At 62.9% G+C, this 15407-nt stretch carries 18 protein-coding genes and 1 pseudogene; 11 read left to right on the top strand and 8 right to left on the bottom strand.

What is annotated here, in order from left to right; genetic code table 11:
- Positions 1-214 precede the first annotated feature (214 nt).
- The 9 genes from KS03_RS00390 (at position 215) to tnpC (ending at position 6740) form a co-directional block, all read left to right on the top strand.
- Entirely contained in the window at positions 215-424 is a 210-nt protein-coding gene (locus KS03_RS00390; protein WP_042968082.1) for a hypothetical protein, read from the top strand.
- 880 nt (positions 425-1304) lie between these two features.
- Entirely contained in the window at positions 1305-1610 is a 306-nt protein-coding gene (locus tag KS03_RS00385; protein WP_012734095.1) for a helix-turn-helix domain-containing protein, read from the top strand.
- 346 nt (positions 1611-1956) lie between these two features.
- Positions 1957-2562 (top strand): RNA-dependent RNA polymerase family protein, encoded by a 606-nt coding sequence (locus KS03_RS31930; protein WP_158335139.1) that lies wholly within the window; start codon positions 1957-1959, stop codon positions 2560-2562.
- 263 nt (positions 2563-2825) lie between these two features.
- The gene (locus KS03_RS00380; RefSeq protein ID WP_043308431.1) at positions 2826-3605 is read left to right on the top strand and encodes a hypothetical protein; all 780 of its coding nucleotides are present in this window, start codon (positions 2826-2828) and stop codon (positions 3603-3605) included.
- Between the two features lie 130 nt (positions 3606-3735).
- Positions 3736-4104 (top strand): hypothetical protein, encoded by a 369-nt coding sequence (locus tag KS03_RS00375; protein WP_045678674.1) that lies wholly within the window; start codon positions 3736-3738, stop codon positions 4102-4104.
- 42 nt (positions 4105-4146) lie between these two features.
- Positions 4147-4389, top strand: a complete 243-nt coding sequence (locus KS03_RS00370) for a transposase (RefSeq protein ID WP_017433970.1) — start codon at positions 4147-4149, stop codon at positions 4387-4389.
- 47 nt (positions 4390-4436) lie between these two features.
- On the top strand, positions 4437-4913 hold the full coding sequence (gene tnpA / locus KS03_RS00365; protein ID WP_012734051.1) for an IS66-like element accessory protein TnpA: 477 nt from the start codon (positions 4437-4439) through the stop codon (positions 4911-4913).
- Positions 4889-5239, top strand: a complete 351-nt coding sequence (gene tnpB, locus KS03_RS00360; RefSeq protein WP_012732753.1) for an IS66 family insertion sequence element accessory protein TnpB — start codon at positions 4889-4891, stop codon at positions 5237-5239. Before tnpA ends, tnpB begins: the two co-directional genes overlap by 25 nt.
- Positions 5240-5270: 31 nt before the next feature.
- Positions 5271-6740, top strand: coding sequence for an IS66 family transposase (tnpC, locus tag KS03_RS00355; RefSeq protein ID WP_088499482.1), 1470 nt, complete (start codon positions 5271-5273; stop codon positions 6738-6740).
- A 107-nt stretch (positions 6741-6847) separates the two neighbouring features.
- Here the strand turns inward: tnpC and KS03_RS00350 are convergent, their stop codons facing one another.
- From KS03_RS00350 to merC, 3 genes and pseudogenes are all read right to left on the bottom strand, one after another.
- On the bottom strand, positions 6848-8539 hold the full coding sequence (locus KS03_RS00350; protein WP_012732760.1) for a phage integrase family protein: 1692 nt from the start codon (positions 8537-8539) through the stop codon (positions 6848-6850).
- 341 nt (positions 8540-8880) lie between these two features.
- A pseudogene (merA, locus tag KS03_RS00345) lies at positions 8881-10266 on the bottom strand (mercury(II) reductase); the annotation flags it as partial.
- Positions 10267-10320: 54 nt separating this feature from the next.
- The gene (merC, locus tag KS03_RS00340) at positions 10321-10743 is read right to left on the bottom strand and encodes an organomercurial transporter MerC (protein ID WP_012732762.1); all 423 of its coding nucleotides are present in this window, start codon (positions 10741-10743) and stop codon (positions 10321-10323) included.
- 157 nt (positions 10744-10900) lie between these two features.
- Here merC and merR point away from each other — a divergent pair, with 157 nt between their 5' ends.
- Both merR and KS03_RS00335 read left to right on the top strand, forming a co-directional pair.
- Entirely contained in the window at positions 10901-11311 is a 411-nt protein-coding gene (gene merR, locus KS03_RS29120; protein WP_012732763.1) for an Hg(II)-responsive transcriptional regulator, read from the top strand.
- A gap of 284 nt (positions 11312-11595) precedes the next feature.
- Positions 11596-12036: a DUF4148 domain-containing protein gene (locus tag KS03_RS00335; RefSeq protein ID WP_012732764.1), complete on the top strand. Its 441-nt coding sequence runs from the start codon at positions 11596-11598 to the stop codon at positions 12034-12036.
- A 107-nt stretch (positions 12037-12143) separates the two neighbouring features.
- Here KS03_RS00335 and KS03_RS00330 read toward each other — a convergent pair whose 3' ends face one another.
- The 5 genes from KS03_RS00330 to KS03_RS00310 form a co-directional block, all read right to left on the bottom strand.
- The gene (locus KS03_RS00330) at positions 12144-12614 is read right to left on the bottom strand and encodes a DoxX family protein (protein WP_012732765.1); all 471 of its coding nucleotides are present in this window, start codon (positions 12612-12614) and stop codon (positions 12144-12146) included.
- Between the two features lie 25 nt (positions 12615-12639).
- On the bottom strand, positions 12640-13425 hold the full coding sequence (locus KS03_RS00325) for an HvfC/BufC N-terminal domain-containing protein (RefSeq protein ID WP_012732766.1): 786 nt from the start codon (positions 13423-13425) through the stop codon (positions 12640-12642).
- Complete coding sequence (gene bufB / locus KS03_RS00320) at positions 13409-14302, bottom strand: MNIO family bufferin maturase (RefSeq protein ID WP_012732767.1); 894 nt, start codon at positions 14300-14302, stop codon at positions 13409-13411. The genes KS03_RS00325 and bufB overlap by 17 nt, the downstream gene beginning before the upstream one ends.
- A 15-nt stretch (positions 14303-14317) precedes the next feature.
- Entirely contained in the window at positions 14318-14638 is a 321-nt protein-coding gene (gene bufA1 / locus KS03_RS00315; protein ID WP_012732768.1) for a BufA1 family periplasmic bufferin-type metallophore, read from the bottom strand.
- A 111-nt stretch (positions 14639-14749) separates the two neighbouring features.
- Positions 14750-15406: an NrsF family protein gene (locus tag KS03_RS00310; RefSeq protein WP_012732769.1), complete on the bottom strand. Its 657-nt coding sequence runs from the start codon at positions 15404-15406 to the stop codon at positions 14750-14752.
- Position 15407 lies beyond the last annotated feature (1 nt).

The raw sequence follows: 15407 nt of genomic DNA, 5'->3' as shown, positions 1-15407 counted from the left end.
CGTTGCGCATCGCGCCGAGGCGCTCCGGCCGGCGCGGCGCAGGCCTTGGTCAATGGCGAACTATCGCGCTGGTGATGGTCCAATGAGTTGCCCACCGACACGGCCCGGTCGTTGCTCGGCCACACGTCTAGGCGGCGAAGTCGGATGCTGAGGTCGTGGGCGAGCGGTCGGTGACCGCCATCGCTAACTCATCGTCTGTCCCCGTGTCTCTCCTATGGCTTCTTACTTCCTTTCGCGACAAAGCGCTGTGGCCATGATTCTCAATCGGCGGCGCTTACTCGCCCCGGAGGGCGAGAGTGTCGCCGCGGGAACGCTCGTCCATATTGCGCAGCTGGAGCAACTGATGCGCGATGTGCGCTTGGGCCGCCAGGAGGAGTTCGTTTTGCCTGGCGACCCACCGATGCGGATCGTTGTCGTGAATTGAGGGGCGGGAGACGACACGTCCGCGAATGACGGCGAGAGGCCGGCGCCGAGGCTTCGTCTATCGCAGTGGGACGATCTGCGACGCGCTGGTCCGGCTGTACCGGCTTCGGCTGACAAACTGGATTGGGCCGCACAAGGTTGTCGTCAGCGAACCCGGCCAGGCGGCGGTGTGCAATCGATCACCGTCGTATTAACGGCCGCCCCAGATAATACGAGTTATCAGGGTTAAAGCTCGGCGCCGGCGTTGCCGCGCCTGGTCAAACCCGCTCACACAACTAAAGTTGCGCCGATCGTCGCCCTTCCTCGTTTGGAATCGGGCAAGCCCTTTTCCCAAGCGGGTTTCCCCCGCGTGCTCGGTAGCGTCATACGGACATAAATTTCGCTGTCAGCGAAATTTTGGTTGTCGAATACGGAACATCTGATACACTCAGTTCCGAGTAGTGACGGAAGCTAACTCCAGTCGTAATGCTGGCCTTAGGGCTGTGGAGGGGAAACCCTCTGACACATCGCGGAGCGCATGGCCGATGCGATCGGCACGGCGGGACGCGATGGCTGTGGTGCCGCCTGGAAGCGGCACCACAGTTCTAGGTGCCGGGGACAAAATCGTCGTTTGCTCTTCCTCCAAGGTTGCGTACTGGAGCGTGTCAGGCATTTGCTTGATACGAGCAACCAGGAGAATTCTATGCACAAGAATAGGGCTACTCACGAACGACGACCAACGAAGCGTCCGCGTTGGTCATGGCTTGTGCGACCGGACACCATCCGGTTCGCAATCGCACTTCTCAAGCTCGTTACCACGATCTTGAATTTAGGCGACAAGTCATGAGCGGCGACGTTGGCCCCGGCCAACCTCAGAACCAACTTAGCTTAAGGAGCGCACCATGCTTTTCCAAGCGCTGAAGCTCCTGCGCAGATATCACGGCATGACTCAGAAGGATCTTGCCGCTCGGCTCGGCATTTCCAATTCGTATCTGTCTGAAATCGAAACAGGAGTCAAGAAAGACTCGATCACCATCGATTTGCTGGAGAAATATGCCGCCGTTTTTGGCATTCCAGTCTCGTCATTGTTGCTTTTTTCCGAACAAATCTCGCCCGAGCGTCGGGCCGACCGCCTGAGGGTGCAAGCAGCCTCCAAAATTCTAAAAGTGCTTTCTTGGATTGATGAACAAGAAAAGATCGGCGCTTAAACGGCGCCTGAGGGCCAACCAATCGTGTCGCTACGAGCTCAGTCGGTGTGCTCTGTATGGAGTTCGGCAGCTAAGCGTGCTGACGGATCTCTTGCAAACCACGAATAAAGCGCTTCGGCAAAGTGCCCAGGCGCCAGAATTTGCGACTTGGGTGGACAGATCGCGACCTGAGAAACCTCGCGATATCCAAGACCCGAGAGGGACGACAGAGAGGCTGCACTATCGGATCTGCGAGTTGCTCGACCGCGTAATCCGCCCCGAATTTTTGCATTCTGCAACGCGAAAACGGTCATCGATCACCAATGCTTCGCAGCATGTGTCCCATGGGCCTTGTGTTACCACCGACATGAAGTCGTTTTATGAAGCCACGAGCACGAAGCAAGTCGAGGAGTTCTTTTCCGATAGCCTCAATATGGCCCCTAATCTAGCCCGAAAGCTCGCCAATCTGTGCACTACAGACGGGCATCTTCCGACCGGGAGCCCGCTCAGTCCGTTGCTATCGTATTGGGCTCATCATCAAACGTTTGACAAAATTCATGAATTAGTTGTCGAGCGCGGCGTCGTCATGACCGTATATGTGGACGATATGGCGTTCTCCGGTGCTCACGCGTCTCTCGCGCTCCTTCGCCAAGTGAAGCACAAACTTCGCTTACGGGGTCTAGAAACTCATAAAGATAAGAGCTTTGGTCGAGGCCAATTCAAGCACATCACCGGTGCCGCAGTAAACGGAAGGGGGATTCATGTGCCGAATCGGCGCCTCAAGCAGATTGTTGACGACCAGGGCGTCCTCGCTAAGGGGGAGTTTGACGCCGAAACGGTCGCATCGCTTCGAATAAAATTGAGCGGACGCATCGCCTCTGCCTCGGCAATTTCTCGAAAAACAGCTGCATGGCTGAAGCGCCGAGATGTCTACAATCCTAAGGGTCGCCGCGGAGCAATCACCGCTGGGTGACAGATTTGGGGAGTAGCCGGGGCGTTGCAGGCGATCTGCAAAAAATCGTGTTTCACCCTGTTTTCACGCCGTTCTCGTCAGACCCCGCCGGGCGGGCGCGCAGCGCGGGCCTCGGCGGGATCGACGCGCGACGGCCTCGGCACCGACCCGTCACCGGGCCGCCCCGCGAGCATGCGGGACACCACGGTTTCCGTATCAAACACCACGTCCATGAAGCGCCCGCGATCGGGCGGCCGTGAGGCGTCAGAGAGCAAGGGGCAGGTATGGCGGCGGACGTCCAGCCGGTGAACTGGTGGGTCGTGGTGGCCTCGAGCGCCGTCATCGGCGCCGTGGTCAACAACGGGATCTCGCTGTGGACCCGGCACCGCGATCGCCTGCGCGAGGCTGCGGCGCTCCGGGACCGCCAGGCCTATGCGCAACTCGATGTCGCGCGCGCGCTCGAGGCCTTTGCGCAGCGCGCCAGCGCCTATCTCTTGGACCTCCAAGTGGCAACCGGCTTGGCGGCTGTGGGACAGGGTGACCCCTTCAAGCGCGTGGATCAGGTGCGCTTGGGATTCGAGTTCGAGCCCGAACCGGTCTGGACGGATCTGCCGATTCAGCTGGTGGCCGACGTGCGCGAGCTGCCCGTCGCGTTCGCGGTCAGCCAGGATGGAATCCGGGCAATCTTCGCGGGCCAGACGCGCCATGCCGGCTTCTATGAACTGGAAGCGCACCAGACGATGCACTACGGCCTGCTGGCCGCGCAGCTCGCCAGCCGCATCCGGGGCGACATCGGCGTCGCGCCGTCCGCGCTGGTGGCCGACTACGTGAGGCATTTCGAGCTGGCCATCGACCTCGTCCGTCAGGCGTACCGGCAGGCAGAAACGCGCCCGCTGGTGGACCCGGCGCTCGAGGCGCGCTTTCGCCGCGAGCTGGCCGCGCAATCCCCCTCCGGCGAGGCAGGGCCGCCTCACGACGTCTCGAGCGCGGTCGCCGCGAGGCGGGCGCGTGAGACATGTCGATCGGCCACCGAGCGCCCGCGGCCGCCGCAGCCGCGGCCCTGATATCGCCGCCGCCGACGGTGGCGCCCGCGAGGTCGCCCCCGCGCGCCACGCCCCGACGCGCCTCGCTCGAATCGGGAAGCGACTCGCCGCGCGGGATTGGCGAGCGGCACTCCGGCACGGCTGGCATCTGTTGCTGGCCGCCACGGCATTGAGTCTGGCGTGGTGGCTGTTCCTATGGGCGGACGGTGAACGCTCGGCCGCGCTCCACGGAGATCGACACGTGCTGGCCGCGCGTCAGGCGATCCGCGCGGCGCTGCATTGGAACGACGCCGTCTCGACGCTCGAGCACGCGCTGACCGGGGTGAGCCTCGGTCTCGTCGGCCTTGGTACCCAGCAGTGCTACGACTTCGTGGTGGGCACGCCCATCACCAACACCACGCCGACCCCGCGATGGCTGCAACGGGTGCTCGGCGGCGTTGTAACCGGAGCCGCCGCGCTGATCGCCTGGCGCGTCATCTGTATGCGGTCCATTGTCGGCGTCTACCCAACGGCGCTCTGAGCGAGGAGCATAGGTGTCCACCTATTTGGGAGGTGGACACCTATGGCTGACAAAGACTCTGAGTTGAGAGTGGTTCGTCAAAACAGCGACGGCCGTCGCCGCTACGACGAGAAGGGCAAACGCGCATTGGTCGAGGCGGCGTTACGCCCGGGCGTGTCGGTGGCTCGCTTGGCGCAGGAGCACGGGATCAACGCCAACCTGCTACGCAAGTGGATTTCGAAGTATCTGATGGAGCGCGAGAAAGGTAAGCGCTCTTTGAAGGACGCCATTGCACGACGAGGCTGATTCACCGAGGCTACGTGTCCATGTTCAATGAGCGTGGACAGGTGTGCATGAACGAGCAACACGGAGGTTTGCAGAGCCGGTTGGTGGCCGATCGCAAGCGAGACGGACGGCGCAAGTACGACGAGGATGCGAAGCGCGAGTTGATACAGGCGTGTCTGAAGCCAGGGGTGTCGATCGCGCGGACGGCCATGGAGCACGACATCAATCCGAACCTCGTTCGGACGTGGATTTCCAAGTATCAGCGCGAACAAGCCGCGGGCGAGATAGCCAGCTCCGCGGCGGAGCCGTCACGAGAGGCTCGCGTCGAGTTGTCGACGGCTTCCGTGCCTGAGGAATCAGCCTTCATGCAGGTCGTCACCTCTGCGGCTGCCCCCACTCCGGCTAAATCGGCTGCGGTGTCCTCGCTGAAGGTGCACTTACCAAACGGCGTTTCCTTGGAGCTGAGCCAGGCGAACTTCGATGAACTGACGATGCTCGTCCAGATGCTCGGGAGGCTGCCGTGTTCCGGTTCGACGAAGGGCTGAAGGTCTACCTGCATCGCGATCCGGTCGACTTCCGCATGGGCATCAACGGGCTGTCGATCCTGGTCGAACAGGCGATGCGCCTGAACTCAATGACCTCGGCGCTGTTCGTCTTCGGCAACCGCCGTCGTGATCGAGTCAAGATCCTCGGCTGGGGCGGCAACGGTTTCTGGTTACTGCTCAAGCGACTCGAAGCCGACCGCTTCGTCTGGCCGAACGGTGGCGACACGATCACGATCAGCACCGAGCAGTTGCACTGGCTGCTCGACGGCATCGACCTGGCCGTGATCCAGAAGCATCCCCAGCGATATTACGCGCGGATGAGCTGAACACCACGCAGGTGGCGTGGTCTAATTGGCCATGCCGAACAGCCCCGTCATGCCGAGTGTTGAGGAATACCAGGCACTGCTCGCCGAACGCGATGCGCTGCGCGGTGAGCTTCGGCTCGTGACGGCTCAGCGCGATCTGGCCGAAGAGAAACTGCGGGCCTACAAGCACGAACTGTTCGGCGCCTCGAGCGAGGCGCGCCATGCCGACCAGCTCGGCCTGTTCAACGAAGCCGAGGCGCTGGCGACGACTGCCGACGCGCCCGCGCGCGAGGATATGCCCGGTACATCGGTCGCGGCCCACACGCGAGGCAAGCGCGGGCGCAAACCACTCGATCCGAATCTGCCGCGCGAGGTCGTGCGGCACGAGCTGCCCGAGTCCGAACGGTTCTGCGCCCATGACGGCCAGGCCCTCGTCGAGATCGGCGTGGAAACGAGCGAACAGCTCGACGTGATTCCCGAGCAAGTGCGCGTCGTTCAGCACCAGCGGGTCAAGTACGCGTGCCCATGCTGCGATCTCGGCATCAAGGTCACGCTGGCGCCGACGCGCATCATTCCGCGCGGGCTGCTCACGGAATCCGCGCTGGCGTGGATCATCACCGGCAAGTACCAGTACGGCATGCCGCTGTATCGTCAGGCCACACTGCTGCGTCGCTTCGGCGGTGACATCTCGTCGAATACGCTGGCCGCCAGCGTGGTGCGGGTAGGTCTGGCCACGCAGCCGGTGATCAACCTGATGCGCGACGCGCTGCTCGAATCGAACTTGATCTACGGCGACGAAACCACGTTCCAGGTGCTGAAGGAACCAGGACGAAGGCCGCAGACGAAGAGTTACCTGTGGGCGCAGGTCAACGGCTCGGGGCCGTCCGTGCGGATGTTCTCCTACTCGCCCGGGCGCGGTGCTCAACATGCGCAGAAGCTGTATGCCGGTGTACAGCCCGGCACTGCGCTGATGACGGATGGCTACGAGCTCTATAACGGCATCGCCCACGATCACCAGCTCGTGCATCTCGGATGCTGGGCACACGTGCGCCGCGGCTTCATCAAGGCCGAGGAGTCGGTGCCGAAGGCGGCACGCTCACCGGATCTGCTGGCCACACGCTTCGTGGCACTGATCGGCAAGCTATTCGCGGCCGAGGCGCGCAGCGCGAAGTGGGAGTCTGAACGTCGGCGACGGCTGCGCGCCCGGTACAGCGCCCGCGTGCTCGTCATCATCGAGCGCATGCTAATCGAGCATCTGCCGGGCGTCGTGCCGTCGAGTTTGCTCGGCAAGGCATTGCAGTACATGAACGGACAGTGGCCCAAGCTGGTCCGCTACGTCGAGAACGGCAACTGGCCGATCTCGAACAACCTGTGCGAGAACGCGATAAGGCCGTTCGTCGTCGGCCGCAAGGGCTGGCTGTTCTCTGATACGGTCGCCGGTGCGCAGGCCAGTGCCAACCTGTACTCCCTCGTCGAGACGTGCAAGGCGAACGGCATCGAGCCGTATCGCTATCTGGTCTGAGGGTCGGCCGGGATTCGTGAGATTTTCGCCAAAAACACCTTAACCCGATGATTTCACGGAGAAATTCAGTGTCCTTATCAGCTTAGCGTTGTCGGTCTGTTGGTGGACTATCCTTTGTGGGCTCCGAACGCCTGATCAAACTGGCGAGCCCGCTGCACTTCGTCGCTGTGCAGATAGGTCGACGTCGTCGAGATCGACGCATGGCGCAGGTTGTCGCGCACCATGATCAACTCGGCGCCCCGCGCCAGCGCGTGCGACGCGTGCGTGTGACGCATCCAGTGCGGGCTTGCGCGGCGCAACTTCTCAGCGGTCGCTGGCCGTTCGTCCTGGATCGCGTCGGCCACCAGCGCGAAAAACCGGCGAAGCACGCGCCAGAGGCGCCGGGGTTCGATGCCTGCGCCATCCTCCTCGAGACTCGCGACAAGCGGCGTCACGGGGTTCCAGAGCGTCGGCGTGACCGGCTGCCCTCGCTGCACGAGATATTGATCCAGCGCGGTTCGGGCGAGCGTCGGCAGCGTCACCTTGCCGAGCTTGCCACCCTTGCCGAGCACGTGCAGCCAGTGATCGCCGTGCTCGTCGCGGCGGATGTCGCCAAGCGTCGCGCCGACCAGCTCGCTCGCGCGCAGGCCAGTCGCGTAGCCGAAGTCCAGCAGGAATCGCAGGCGCTGCGCGGCCGGCGCGCTCCAGCCGTACGACCACTCGAGGCCGTCGGCGAGCGTGCGGATCAGCACCCACTCGCTTTCGGAAAAGCCCCGAGAAACGTCTAGTCCCGCACGCTGCGCGTGGCTCTTGATCTTGACGCAGGCGAACGGATTCGCAAGCACGTAGCGTTGTTCGACCAGCCAGCGAAACAATGCCGACAAGATGTTCAGCGCGTACGCCGCAGAGCGAGCGGACAGCGGGCCCGTGAACGGCCGCCACTCGATGCTATGCCGTGGCCGCGATGGCCCGACCCAGCGCTCGCGCGGCGTCGGTCGCCGCAGGAAGCCACGGTACGCGATCGCGTCATCGGTAGTGAGCGACGACAGTGCGCGGCCGCGTTCTACGATTGACCAAAGGAGCAGACGCTCTGCCTCCTTCCGATAGGCCCGCTGCGTGGCCGCCGTCTCGTGCAGCGAAAGCCAGGACTGGATCGCCTCGTAGTCGTTTGACGCGTTCAGCAGGCAAGCGTTTAGTGGTGCGCGAAACTGGCCGCGCGAACCGTCGACCTCGTGTGGCACGCGCAGCTGTTCCCACGGGACGATGTCGCCGGTGGGCGCAGCAATGATCAATGCTCGCGCCCGTTCGGTCAGTGCTGGGTGCGTAGCAAAGAACGCCTCGATGCGGCGCGCGCCGGCGACGCCGAGTCCCGAGATTGAGGACCACCACCGGCGTCGCCGCGGGATCCGCACGGTCAGCTCGGCGAGCGTCCGAATCCCGTGCGCGAGTAGCGCCCCAACAATACGGGGCGACAGCCACTGGTCGATCGCGTCGGTGATCAGCGGCGCCGGCACGGGCAGGTTGCGAAGCGTTTCGATCGCGCGGGCCACGCTGTCGCCCGATGTCCTTGTTGGGCGAACGACGAACGCGGCCGCCAGGTCGGCGCGGTGCCGAGTCTGCGCGTATGCGACGAGCCGCTGGCGAATCTCGCCGAGGATGCCGCGCGACGATGCTCCTGCTTCCCGGCGATCGCCGAGATAACGGCCCACGGCAGCCCTCGCGTCCAGGCCGGCGTACCAGCCGCGCAGCGCGGCGAGTTGGGCTTCGTCGGGAAAGCTAAGTTCGGTCATGTCGGTGGGGAGGGTGTCGCGCATTTCCATGAACGCCAGTTTAGAGAAAAAACGATGACGGACCGATAATGTGCGTTATCTGTCCGGTCGTGTGCATTCCCGTTTGCTTATTCGGACCAACTGATGTCCTTGATCCACACCTTCGCAATCTGAAGTCCACGGAGCAACGGAACAGACAACCGGCTTAAGCAGGCGCCAGTAGCGGTCCGTGCGTTCCATTCGGGCACCACTCTCCGAGAAACAGTTGAGATCGTCTACCTCGCTGGATTTGTCGCCCGGCAGATCGTGCATCCGCTTGTCGAAGTCATCGTCCCTGCTGCTCTCGACGGGCTGAACAGATCGGCCAGGTGCTGCGGTTGCCTGTCTGTCTCCTATCCGGCGCAACAGGACAATTGTTTCACGTCTGTCCGAAAGGTCTGTGCCGCAAGCTTCAGCCCTTCCACCATCGTCAGATAAGGGAACAACCGATCGGCCAATTCCTCGACCGTCATTCGGGTGTGGATTGCAAGCGCTGCAGCCTGGATCAATTCGCCAGCCTCCGGTGCGACCGCCTGCACGCCGATCAGCCGGCGCGTGCCTTCCTCGATGACGAGCTTTATGAAACCGCGTGTATCAAAGTTGGCGAGTGCGCGCGGCACGTTGTCGAGCGTGAGCGTACGGCTGTCGGTCTCGATCCCACTGAGGTGCGCCTTTGCTTCGGACAGTCCAACCGTGGCGACCTGCGGATCGGTGAACACCACAGCAGGCATTGCGCTCAGATCGAGCGTCGCCTCGCCCCCCGTCATGTTGATCGCCGCACGCGTGCCGGCCGCTGCCGCAACGTAGACGAACTGCGGCAGGTCGGTGCAGTCCCCGGCTCCATAGATATCTGGCGCGCTGGTGCGCATCGCGGGATCGACGACAATCGCGCCTTCCGTATTCATCGTTACGCTGGCGGCTTCGAGATTCAGGTCGTGCGTATTCGCACTGCGGCCGGTGGCGACCAGCAGCCTGTCTGCGCGCAACTCGCCGTGCCCGGTCGTCAGCACGAATTCGCTGTCCCGATGCTCGACTAGGCTCGCCTGCGTATGCTGTAGCACCTCGATCCCTTCGCGGCGGAAGACGGCCGTCAAGGTCTCGCCAATGGCCGGATCCTCGCGGAAGACTAGCCTGCTGCGCGCCAGAATCGTCACGCGGCTGCCCAGCCGTGCGAAGGCTTGCGCCATCTCGGCCGCGACGATCGAGGAACCGATGATGGTCAATCGAGCGGGAATTGCGTCGCTGTTCAGGGCTTCGGTCGAGGTCCAGTAGGGCGTGTCCATCAAGCCGGGGATCGGCGGAATGGTAGGACTGGCACCGGTGGCGATCAGGCAGCGGTCGAAGGCGACCACTCGTTCGCCCCCCTCATGCAGCCGCACAACGAGGGTGCGGCCGTCCTTGAAGCGCGCGTTTCCGGGCAACACGGTGATCGCTGCATTGCCGTCCAGGATGCTTTCGTACTTGGCATGGCGCAGTTCCTCGACGCGCGCCTGCTGCTGCGCGAGCAGGTGTCCACGATCGATCGAAGGTGCGACTGCGGCGACGCCGTCGTCGAATGGGCTGCTTGTGCGCAGGTGTGCGATCTGGGCAGCGCGGATCATGATCTTGGATGGCACGCACCCAGTATTCACGCAAGTGCCGCCGATGGTGCCACGCTCGATGACTGTTACGCGTGCGCCATGCTCGGCAGCCTTGAGCGCCGCGGCCATCGCAGCGCCGCCGCTGCCGATCACGGCAATGTGCGGTTGGAGTTTTGATCGCGTCATGGTTTCTAAACTTGAATAACGGCCGCTTTATTTACGTTCTGCCGGCGAATCGCAGACATCTGGCCCGCAGCGTCGGTGGGACCGCATGGCAAGATCCCATATCGATACACCGACCATCAGCGCCAGGCCGGCATAGATCAACGCTTCCGTCCACCAGTTGCCGAGCAGCCACGCGACGCTGACGAAGACGACGGCAGGACCGATCATGCCGAACAGACTGCGAAGCCACTGCCGATGGTGCAACCAGCCCAACGCATTCGCTGCAAAAGCCAGCGCGGCGAATAACGGCAGAAGCCGCGACACAAATAGACCCTCGTACTGCTGGAGGAAACCCAACCCGACGGCCGAGCCCAAGCTGGCGAGCGCAGGAAAACACGCGGCGCAGCCCATAGCAGAGACGACAGATCCCAGGACTCCAGCCTTGTCGGCAAGACGCATAGCCAGTTTCATCGCTGTACTCGAAGGCGACGGATCGACATCCGGTGGGAGTAAACACCCGCACAACGCCGAGGCGCCGTCGCCGTGTTGGGAATCGATATGGAGAACCCGTATCGAAACGGATCTCGATGAAGTAACGTTACTTCCGTAGTCGACTACGGAGTCAAGCATGACGAACGAAGAAACGGGAAATCTGACGATCGGCGGCTTTGCCAAGGCGGCCGGCGTCAATGTCGAGACGATTCGCTTTTACCAACAAAGGGGTTTGCTGCGTACGCCGGGCCGACCGCTTGGCGGGATTCGCCGCTACGGCGAATCCGATGTCGCACGGATGAGATTCGTCAAGGCGGCGCAGCGGCTAGGCTTCAGCCTGGACGAAGTAGGGCAGCTTCTGCGGCTGGATGACGGTACGCATTGTGGCGAAGCGGCGGAACTGGCGGCCCGGCATCTCGTCGACGTGCGAGCCAAGCTCGACGATCTCGCACGCATTGAAGCGGCGCTTTCCCATCTCGTGAGCGAGTGCCGCACGCGCCGCGGCAACGTGTCTTGTCCATTGATCGCCGCGCTACATGACCGATAGCCGTTCGTCGAACGTGCACAAGCCTTTGCCCGATACGAAGCAACAAGCTGCCGCGTTCGTTGTCCTGGTTCCATGATGCGAGGCATCGGCCATTTGCAGACGGGGCGTTACCGTTCGCACGTAATGTAACCTCTCGCGAGGTGCGAACGAAGAAGTAGGCAGGAGAGCAACCGAATCCGACTATTGTCCGCTGAACAGGGACGACCCATTCGGCCCGCCTCCGGCATATCGATCGAAGCAGATCTCGATTGCCCTTTCGTCCATCGGATCATCTGGAGGCAGTCATGAAATCCGAACTGTTACGCAAATCGTTTCTGCGGAAGTGCTGGCTTGCGTCGATCTTGTCGGGCGCAACATTGCTTGCCGCGGTTCCCGCGTTCGCGCAGAGCGCAGCGACCAGTCAGGCGCCCGTCACTCGCGCCCAGGTCAAGGCGGAGCTCGAGGAGCTCGTGAATGCGGGCTACAACCCGCGGGACTGGTACCACTACCCGCAAAACATCCAGGCGGCCGAGCGTATCGTTCAACAACGGCATGAAGCACTCGCGCAGCAGCAACAGAAAAAAGAGGAGGGAGCGAACGCGCCGGCCGTCACGGAGACGTCCTATGGCGGGAATGCCGGCGGCAAGACCGAGGCCGGCGCCCTGTCGCACGACCGGAGTATGCGGCCGCATGACGCCATGCCTTGCTCAATGGATCCTCAGTGTGGTCTCTATCGGGGACATTGAATCTTCGACGACAGGCTTCCATTGCGGGGTCGCCGGTCAACGGGCCGGCAGCTCCGCAACGGATATCCGGACGGATCGCGATCGCTGTTTCCGGGTCCAGCGCGTCATCACTCGCCAAAGAACTTCCGACGAATCAGCCAATCGAGCGATAGCTTCCCCGGACCGCGCGCGAGCAGCACGAGCAGCATCGCGGCCCACTGAATGTGGGTTGGCCATGCTTGCGGATAGACGAGCACCTCGATCATTGTGGTCATACCGAGCAATGCGGTCGCCGCCGGGCGGGTCAACAGGCCGAGTATCAGCAGAACAGGCGTCGAGAGTTCGATCGACGTGCCGATGTAGGCCGCAAGATCGGGCGGAAGCAGCGGGAGCTTGTATTCGTCTTCGAACAAGGCGAGCGCGGCGTCCCAATTGGCGAGCTTGACCATCGCCGAACTCCAGAATACGTTTGCCACCGCTACGCGCAGCGGAATCGCAAGCAGTGTGTAGGGGATGCCGTCCAGCCAGCGAATGCAGCGCATCGCGAGCGTCGCGGCGCTTCCGTGTACGTGCGGCTTCGAAGACGCAGTCGGTTCCATCGCCTCACTCCTTTTTCGTTCGGATTCACGCATGAGTCCCGGCGGCGTTTGCCAGGCTGAAGCGCGTACATAGCCCGTCGACGAACAAGCTAGCCAGAATCCCCGCTGCATCGACGCCGGGGTGCTTGCCCAACGCATCGCCGAGCGCGCAACCGGCGAACAGATCTCCGACGAATTGCCACGCGTTCGCTTTGAGCCGGTCGACGCGGATGCCGGTTTCGTCTCGGTGAACGAGCAGCCAGACCGCGCCGCTATCCGGATCAATGACCGCCATTCTCGCGTCGTCGCCGCCGAGCACGGCCCGCCAAATCTCGTCGACGGGAAACCGGCTACGTACGAGGCGCACGGACGGATGAGGTTGAAACCGGAGCCGTTCATGATCGGCCGGATCGACGCCGCCGATCTCCGCCGCACTTAGCGTGGGCACATCAGGCGCGCGAAGACCGCAGCTCACCGCCCATTCGAGCCGGGCAACGTCGGGCAAATACGACACCGATTGCGCTGGCGCATATTGCTCGAGAAAATCCGCGAAGTCGCCACCAAATTCGTCCAGATAGCTGCTGTGTGGTGGGCAAGTAGTGATGTACGCGCGAACCGACGCGTCGAAGAATTCGCCGCCGACCAATCGGTCGACCGCAGGACATGACAGCCGCATCGCGCGGATCAGCGTACTGGCAAACGTATTTCGATAGACCGACAAACGCCTGTCAGGCTCGATGCCGTCATCGCGGATCCAAGCGGCGGCGTCGAGATCGTCGCGCTCGACGATGCTCCGCCGAAACGCGTCCTGTAGCTCACGCAATGACGGCATGGCGACTCCTTTCGCGAGCGCGACCGAGCTGCTGCTCGGCCAGTGCAGCTTCCCCGACAAGGACGTCCAGCGCAGGGATGTTCGTGTCCCACTCGACCAATGTTGGAACCGCGCCGAATCGGGTCAATGCAGCTTCGTAGAGCGTCCAGACAGCGGGCGCCACCCGTGATCCGTGATCGTCGATCCTGATCGTTGCGCCAGAATCGAGCGTCGTCACTGAATGGCCCGCCAGATGGATCTCGCCGATCGCGGCGGGCGGAAGCGCATCGAGGTACGCAAGCGCATTCCAGCCGTGATTTTGTGCGCTGACGTAGATATTGTTGACGTCGCACAGAATGCCGCAGCCGGTGCGGCATGCGACGCTCGACAGAAACTCCCACTCGGGTATCGTCGAGTGGCTGAACTGCAGATACGTCGACGGGTTCTCGACCAGAATCCGGCGTCCGAGATATTCCTGTGTCTGGTCGACGTGGTGGCACACGACGTTGAGCGCTTCCTCGGTCATCGGCAGCGGCAGCAGATCGGCGAGATACGTTTGCCCGACCACGCTCCATGACAGGTGCTCGGAGATCACCCAAGGCTCGAACCGTTCGATCGTACGGGCAAGGCGTTCTAGATGCGCAGCATCCAGTCCGTCAGCGCTGCCAAGCGACAGGCCGACGCCGTGCAGCGACACCGGATAGTCACGCCGTAGCGTGTCCAGGTAGCGCAACGGCGTGCCGCCACCCATGTAGTTTTCGGCATGCACCTCCAGCCAGCCGATGGCAGGGCGCATGTCGACGAATGCCTGATGGTGGGGAAAACGCAGTCCGACCCCGGCCGAAGCCGGGATCGGGCCAGACTCCCGCGACTGGTCGATGCATGAATTGGAAGCCATGGGAGCCATCGCGCATTACGTATGCTTCAGGCTGCCGCCGGCGATCTTGCCGCAATCGCCTGCCGGCAGCAGCACGAACGACGCGGAATCGCGTGCCTGGGTCGCTTGTCCTGCGCACGAGTGAGCACCTTCCGCACAGTCGTTCTTCGCGACGGCATTGATGCCATAGCACTTTTCCAGGTGTCCCTTCATCGCGCGTTCCATATTCTGCTTCACGATCGGTGGCGCATTCGACATGTCCTTCATGCCTTGCGCGCTGGCGGCGCCACCCTGGATGGCCAGCGCGAGGCCCATGGCAGCGGACAGCGTGGTGGTGGCGAGCAGTCGGTGAGTCATGGCGATTCTCCTTTCTCCTGGTTGGTCGGCACTCGAGGCGAGGCCGATTCCGTTACTTCGTCGAATGGCGCAAAAGGTTACGTTCGACCATGTTCCCGTGTAACTGACCGGTTAGCTCAGCATGCGAGCCGTCCGAATCGGTACCAGAAAACGGCGGAATAGCGTCAGCGCCGTCGTGAACAGCGCGACGCTGCCGAATTGCCAGACGATTACCATCAGCGCGGCGTCCTCGGCATGGATCAGGCGTAGCGCCGCATCGGCGAGCGCCGCGGCCGCGAGGCTTCCCCACAGCACCGGCGTCGCATCGAGCCGAGCGCCGCGCCGGATTGCGATGACGATGGCAATCGCAGGCAGCGCGCCGATGACAGCGATGTTCGGCAGACACATCCAGTCCGGACGCAGCGACATGCCGGATGCGCCGACCAGAATCCATTCGCTCCAGCACTGGTGCCCAAGGCTTGCGATCCAGACGCTCAGCGGCGCCACGGGCAACCACAGCTTCCAGCGCGCCGTGCCCGGGATACAGCCGGCGAGCGCGGCCCATCCGGCCACCAGCGCAGTCGCCACGGTGGTGACTTGCTCGATCAGAAAACTCGGTTCCGCCAGTTGCGCGGTGATATCGCTGCGCACCCCCTCCAATGCGACAATCGCCGCGACAGCCGGCACCGAGACGACAAGCCATCCCAGCAACCGCAACGCGGGAGGGGACAAACGCCTGACCGGCCTGAGGTCGGCCACGAGCGCATCGATAAGCGTGTGAGTATCCATT

It is taken from the genome of Burkholderia glumae LMG 2196 = ATCC 33617, from assembly GCF_000960995.1.
Lineage (GTDB): Bacteria > Pseudomonadota > Gammaproteobacteria > Burkholderiales > Burkholderiaceae > Burkholderia > Burkholderia glumae.
Note: the sequence above shows the minus strand (reverse complement) of the source record. Positions and strands in the feature narration are given on the sequence as shown.

What these genes read in the sequence shown, in the direction of transcription:
- KS03_RS00335 (WP_012732764.1), top strand. Translation starts at nt 11,596, where the DNA reads ATGAAATCCGAACTGTTACGCAAATCGTTTCTGCGGAAGTGCTGGCTT.
- KS03_RS31930 (WP_158335139.1), top strand. Translation starts at nt 1,957, where the DNA reads ATGAAGTCGTTTTATGAAGCCACGAGCACGAAGCAAGTCGAGGAGTTC.
- bufA1 (WP_012732768.1), bottom strand. Translation starts at nt 14,638, where the DNA reads ATGACTCACCGACTGCTCGCCACCACCACGCTGTCCGCTGCCATGGGC.
- KS03_RS00385 (WP_012734095.1), top strand. Translation starts at nt 1,305, where the DNA reads ATGCTTTTCCAAGCGCTGAAGCTCCTGCGCAGATATCACGGCATGACT.
- KS03_RS00380 (WP_043308431.1), top strand. Translation starts at nt 2,826, where the DNA reads ATGGCGGCGGACGTCCAGCCGGTGAACTGGTGGGTCGTGGTGGCCTCG.
- merR (WP_012732763.1), top strand. Translation starts at nt 10,901, where the DNA reads ATGACGAACGAAGAAACGGGAAATCTGACGATCGGCGGCTTTGCCAAG.
- KS03_RS00325 (WP_012732766.1), bottom strand. Translation starts at nt 13,425, where the DNA reads ATGCCGTCATTGCGTGAGCTACAGGACGCGTTTCGGCGGAGCATCGTC.
- KS03_RS00350 (WP_012732760.1), bottom strand. Translation starts at nt 8,539, where the DNA reads ATGGAAATGCGCGACACCCTCCCCACCGACATGACCGAACTTAGCTTT.
- KS03_RS00310 (WP_012732769.1), bottom strand. Translation starts at nt 15,406, where the DNA reads ATGGATACTCACACGCTTATCGATGCGCTCGTGGCCGACCTCAGGCCG.
- KS03_RS00370 (WP_017433970.1), top strand. Translation starts at nt 4,147, where the DNA reads ATGGCTGACAAAGACTCTGAGTTGAGAGTGGTTCGTCAAAACAGCGAC.
- tnpA (WP_012734051.1), top strand. Translation starts at nt 4,437, where the DNA reads ATGAACGAGCAACACGGAGGTTTGCAGAGCCGGTTGGTGGCCGATCGC.
- tnpC (WP_088499482.1), top strand. Translation starts at nt 5,271, where the DNA reads ATGCCGAACAGCCCCGTCATGCCGAGTGTTGAGGAATACCAGGCACTG.
- merC (WP_012732762.1), bottom strand. Translation starts at nt 10,743, where the DNA reads ATGAAACTGGCTATGCGTCTTGCCGACAAGGCTGGAGTCCTGGGATCT.
- KS03_RS00390 (WP_042968082.1), top strand. Translation starts at nt 215, where the DNA reads ATGGCTTCTTACTTCCTTTCGCGACAAAGCGCTGTGGCCATGATTCTC.
- bufB (WP_012732767.1), bottom strand. Translation starts at nt 14,302, where the DNA reads ATGGCTTCCAATTCATGCATCGACCAGTCGCGGGAGTCTGGCCCGATC.
- KS03_RS00330 (WP_012732765.1), bottom strand. Translation starts at nt 12,614, where the DNA reads ATGGAACCGACTGCGTCTTCGAAGCCGCACGTACACGGAAGCGCCGCG.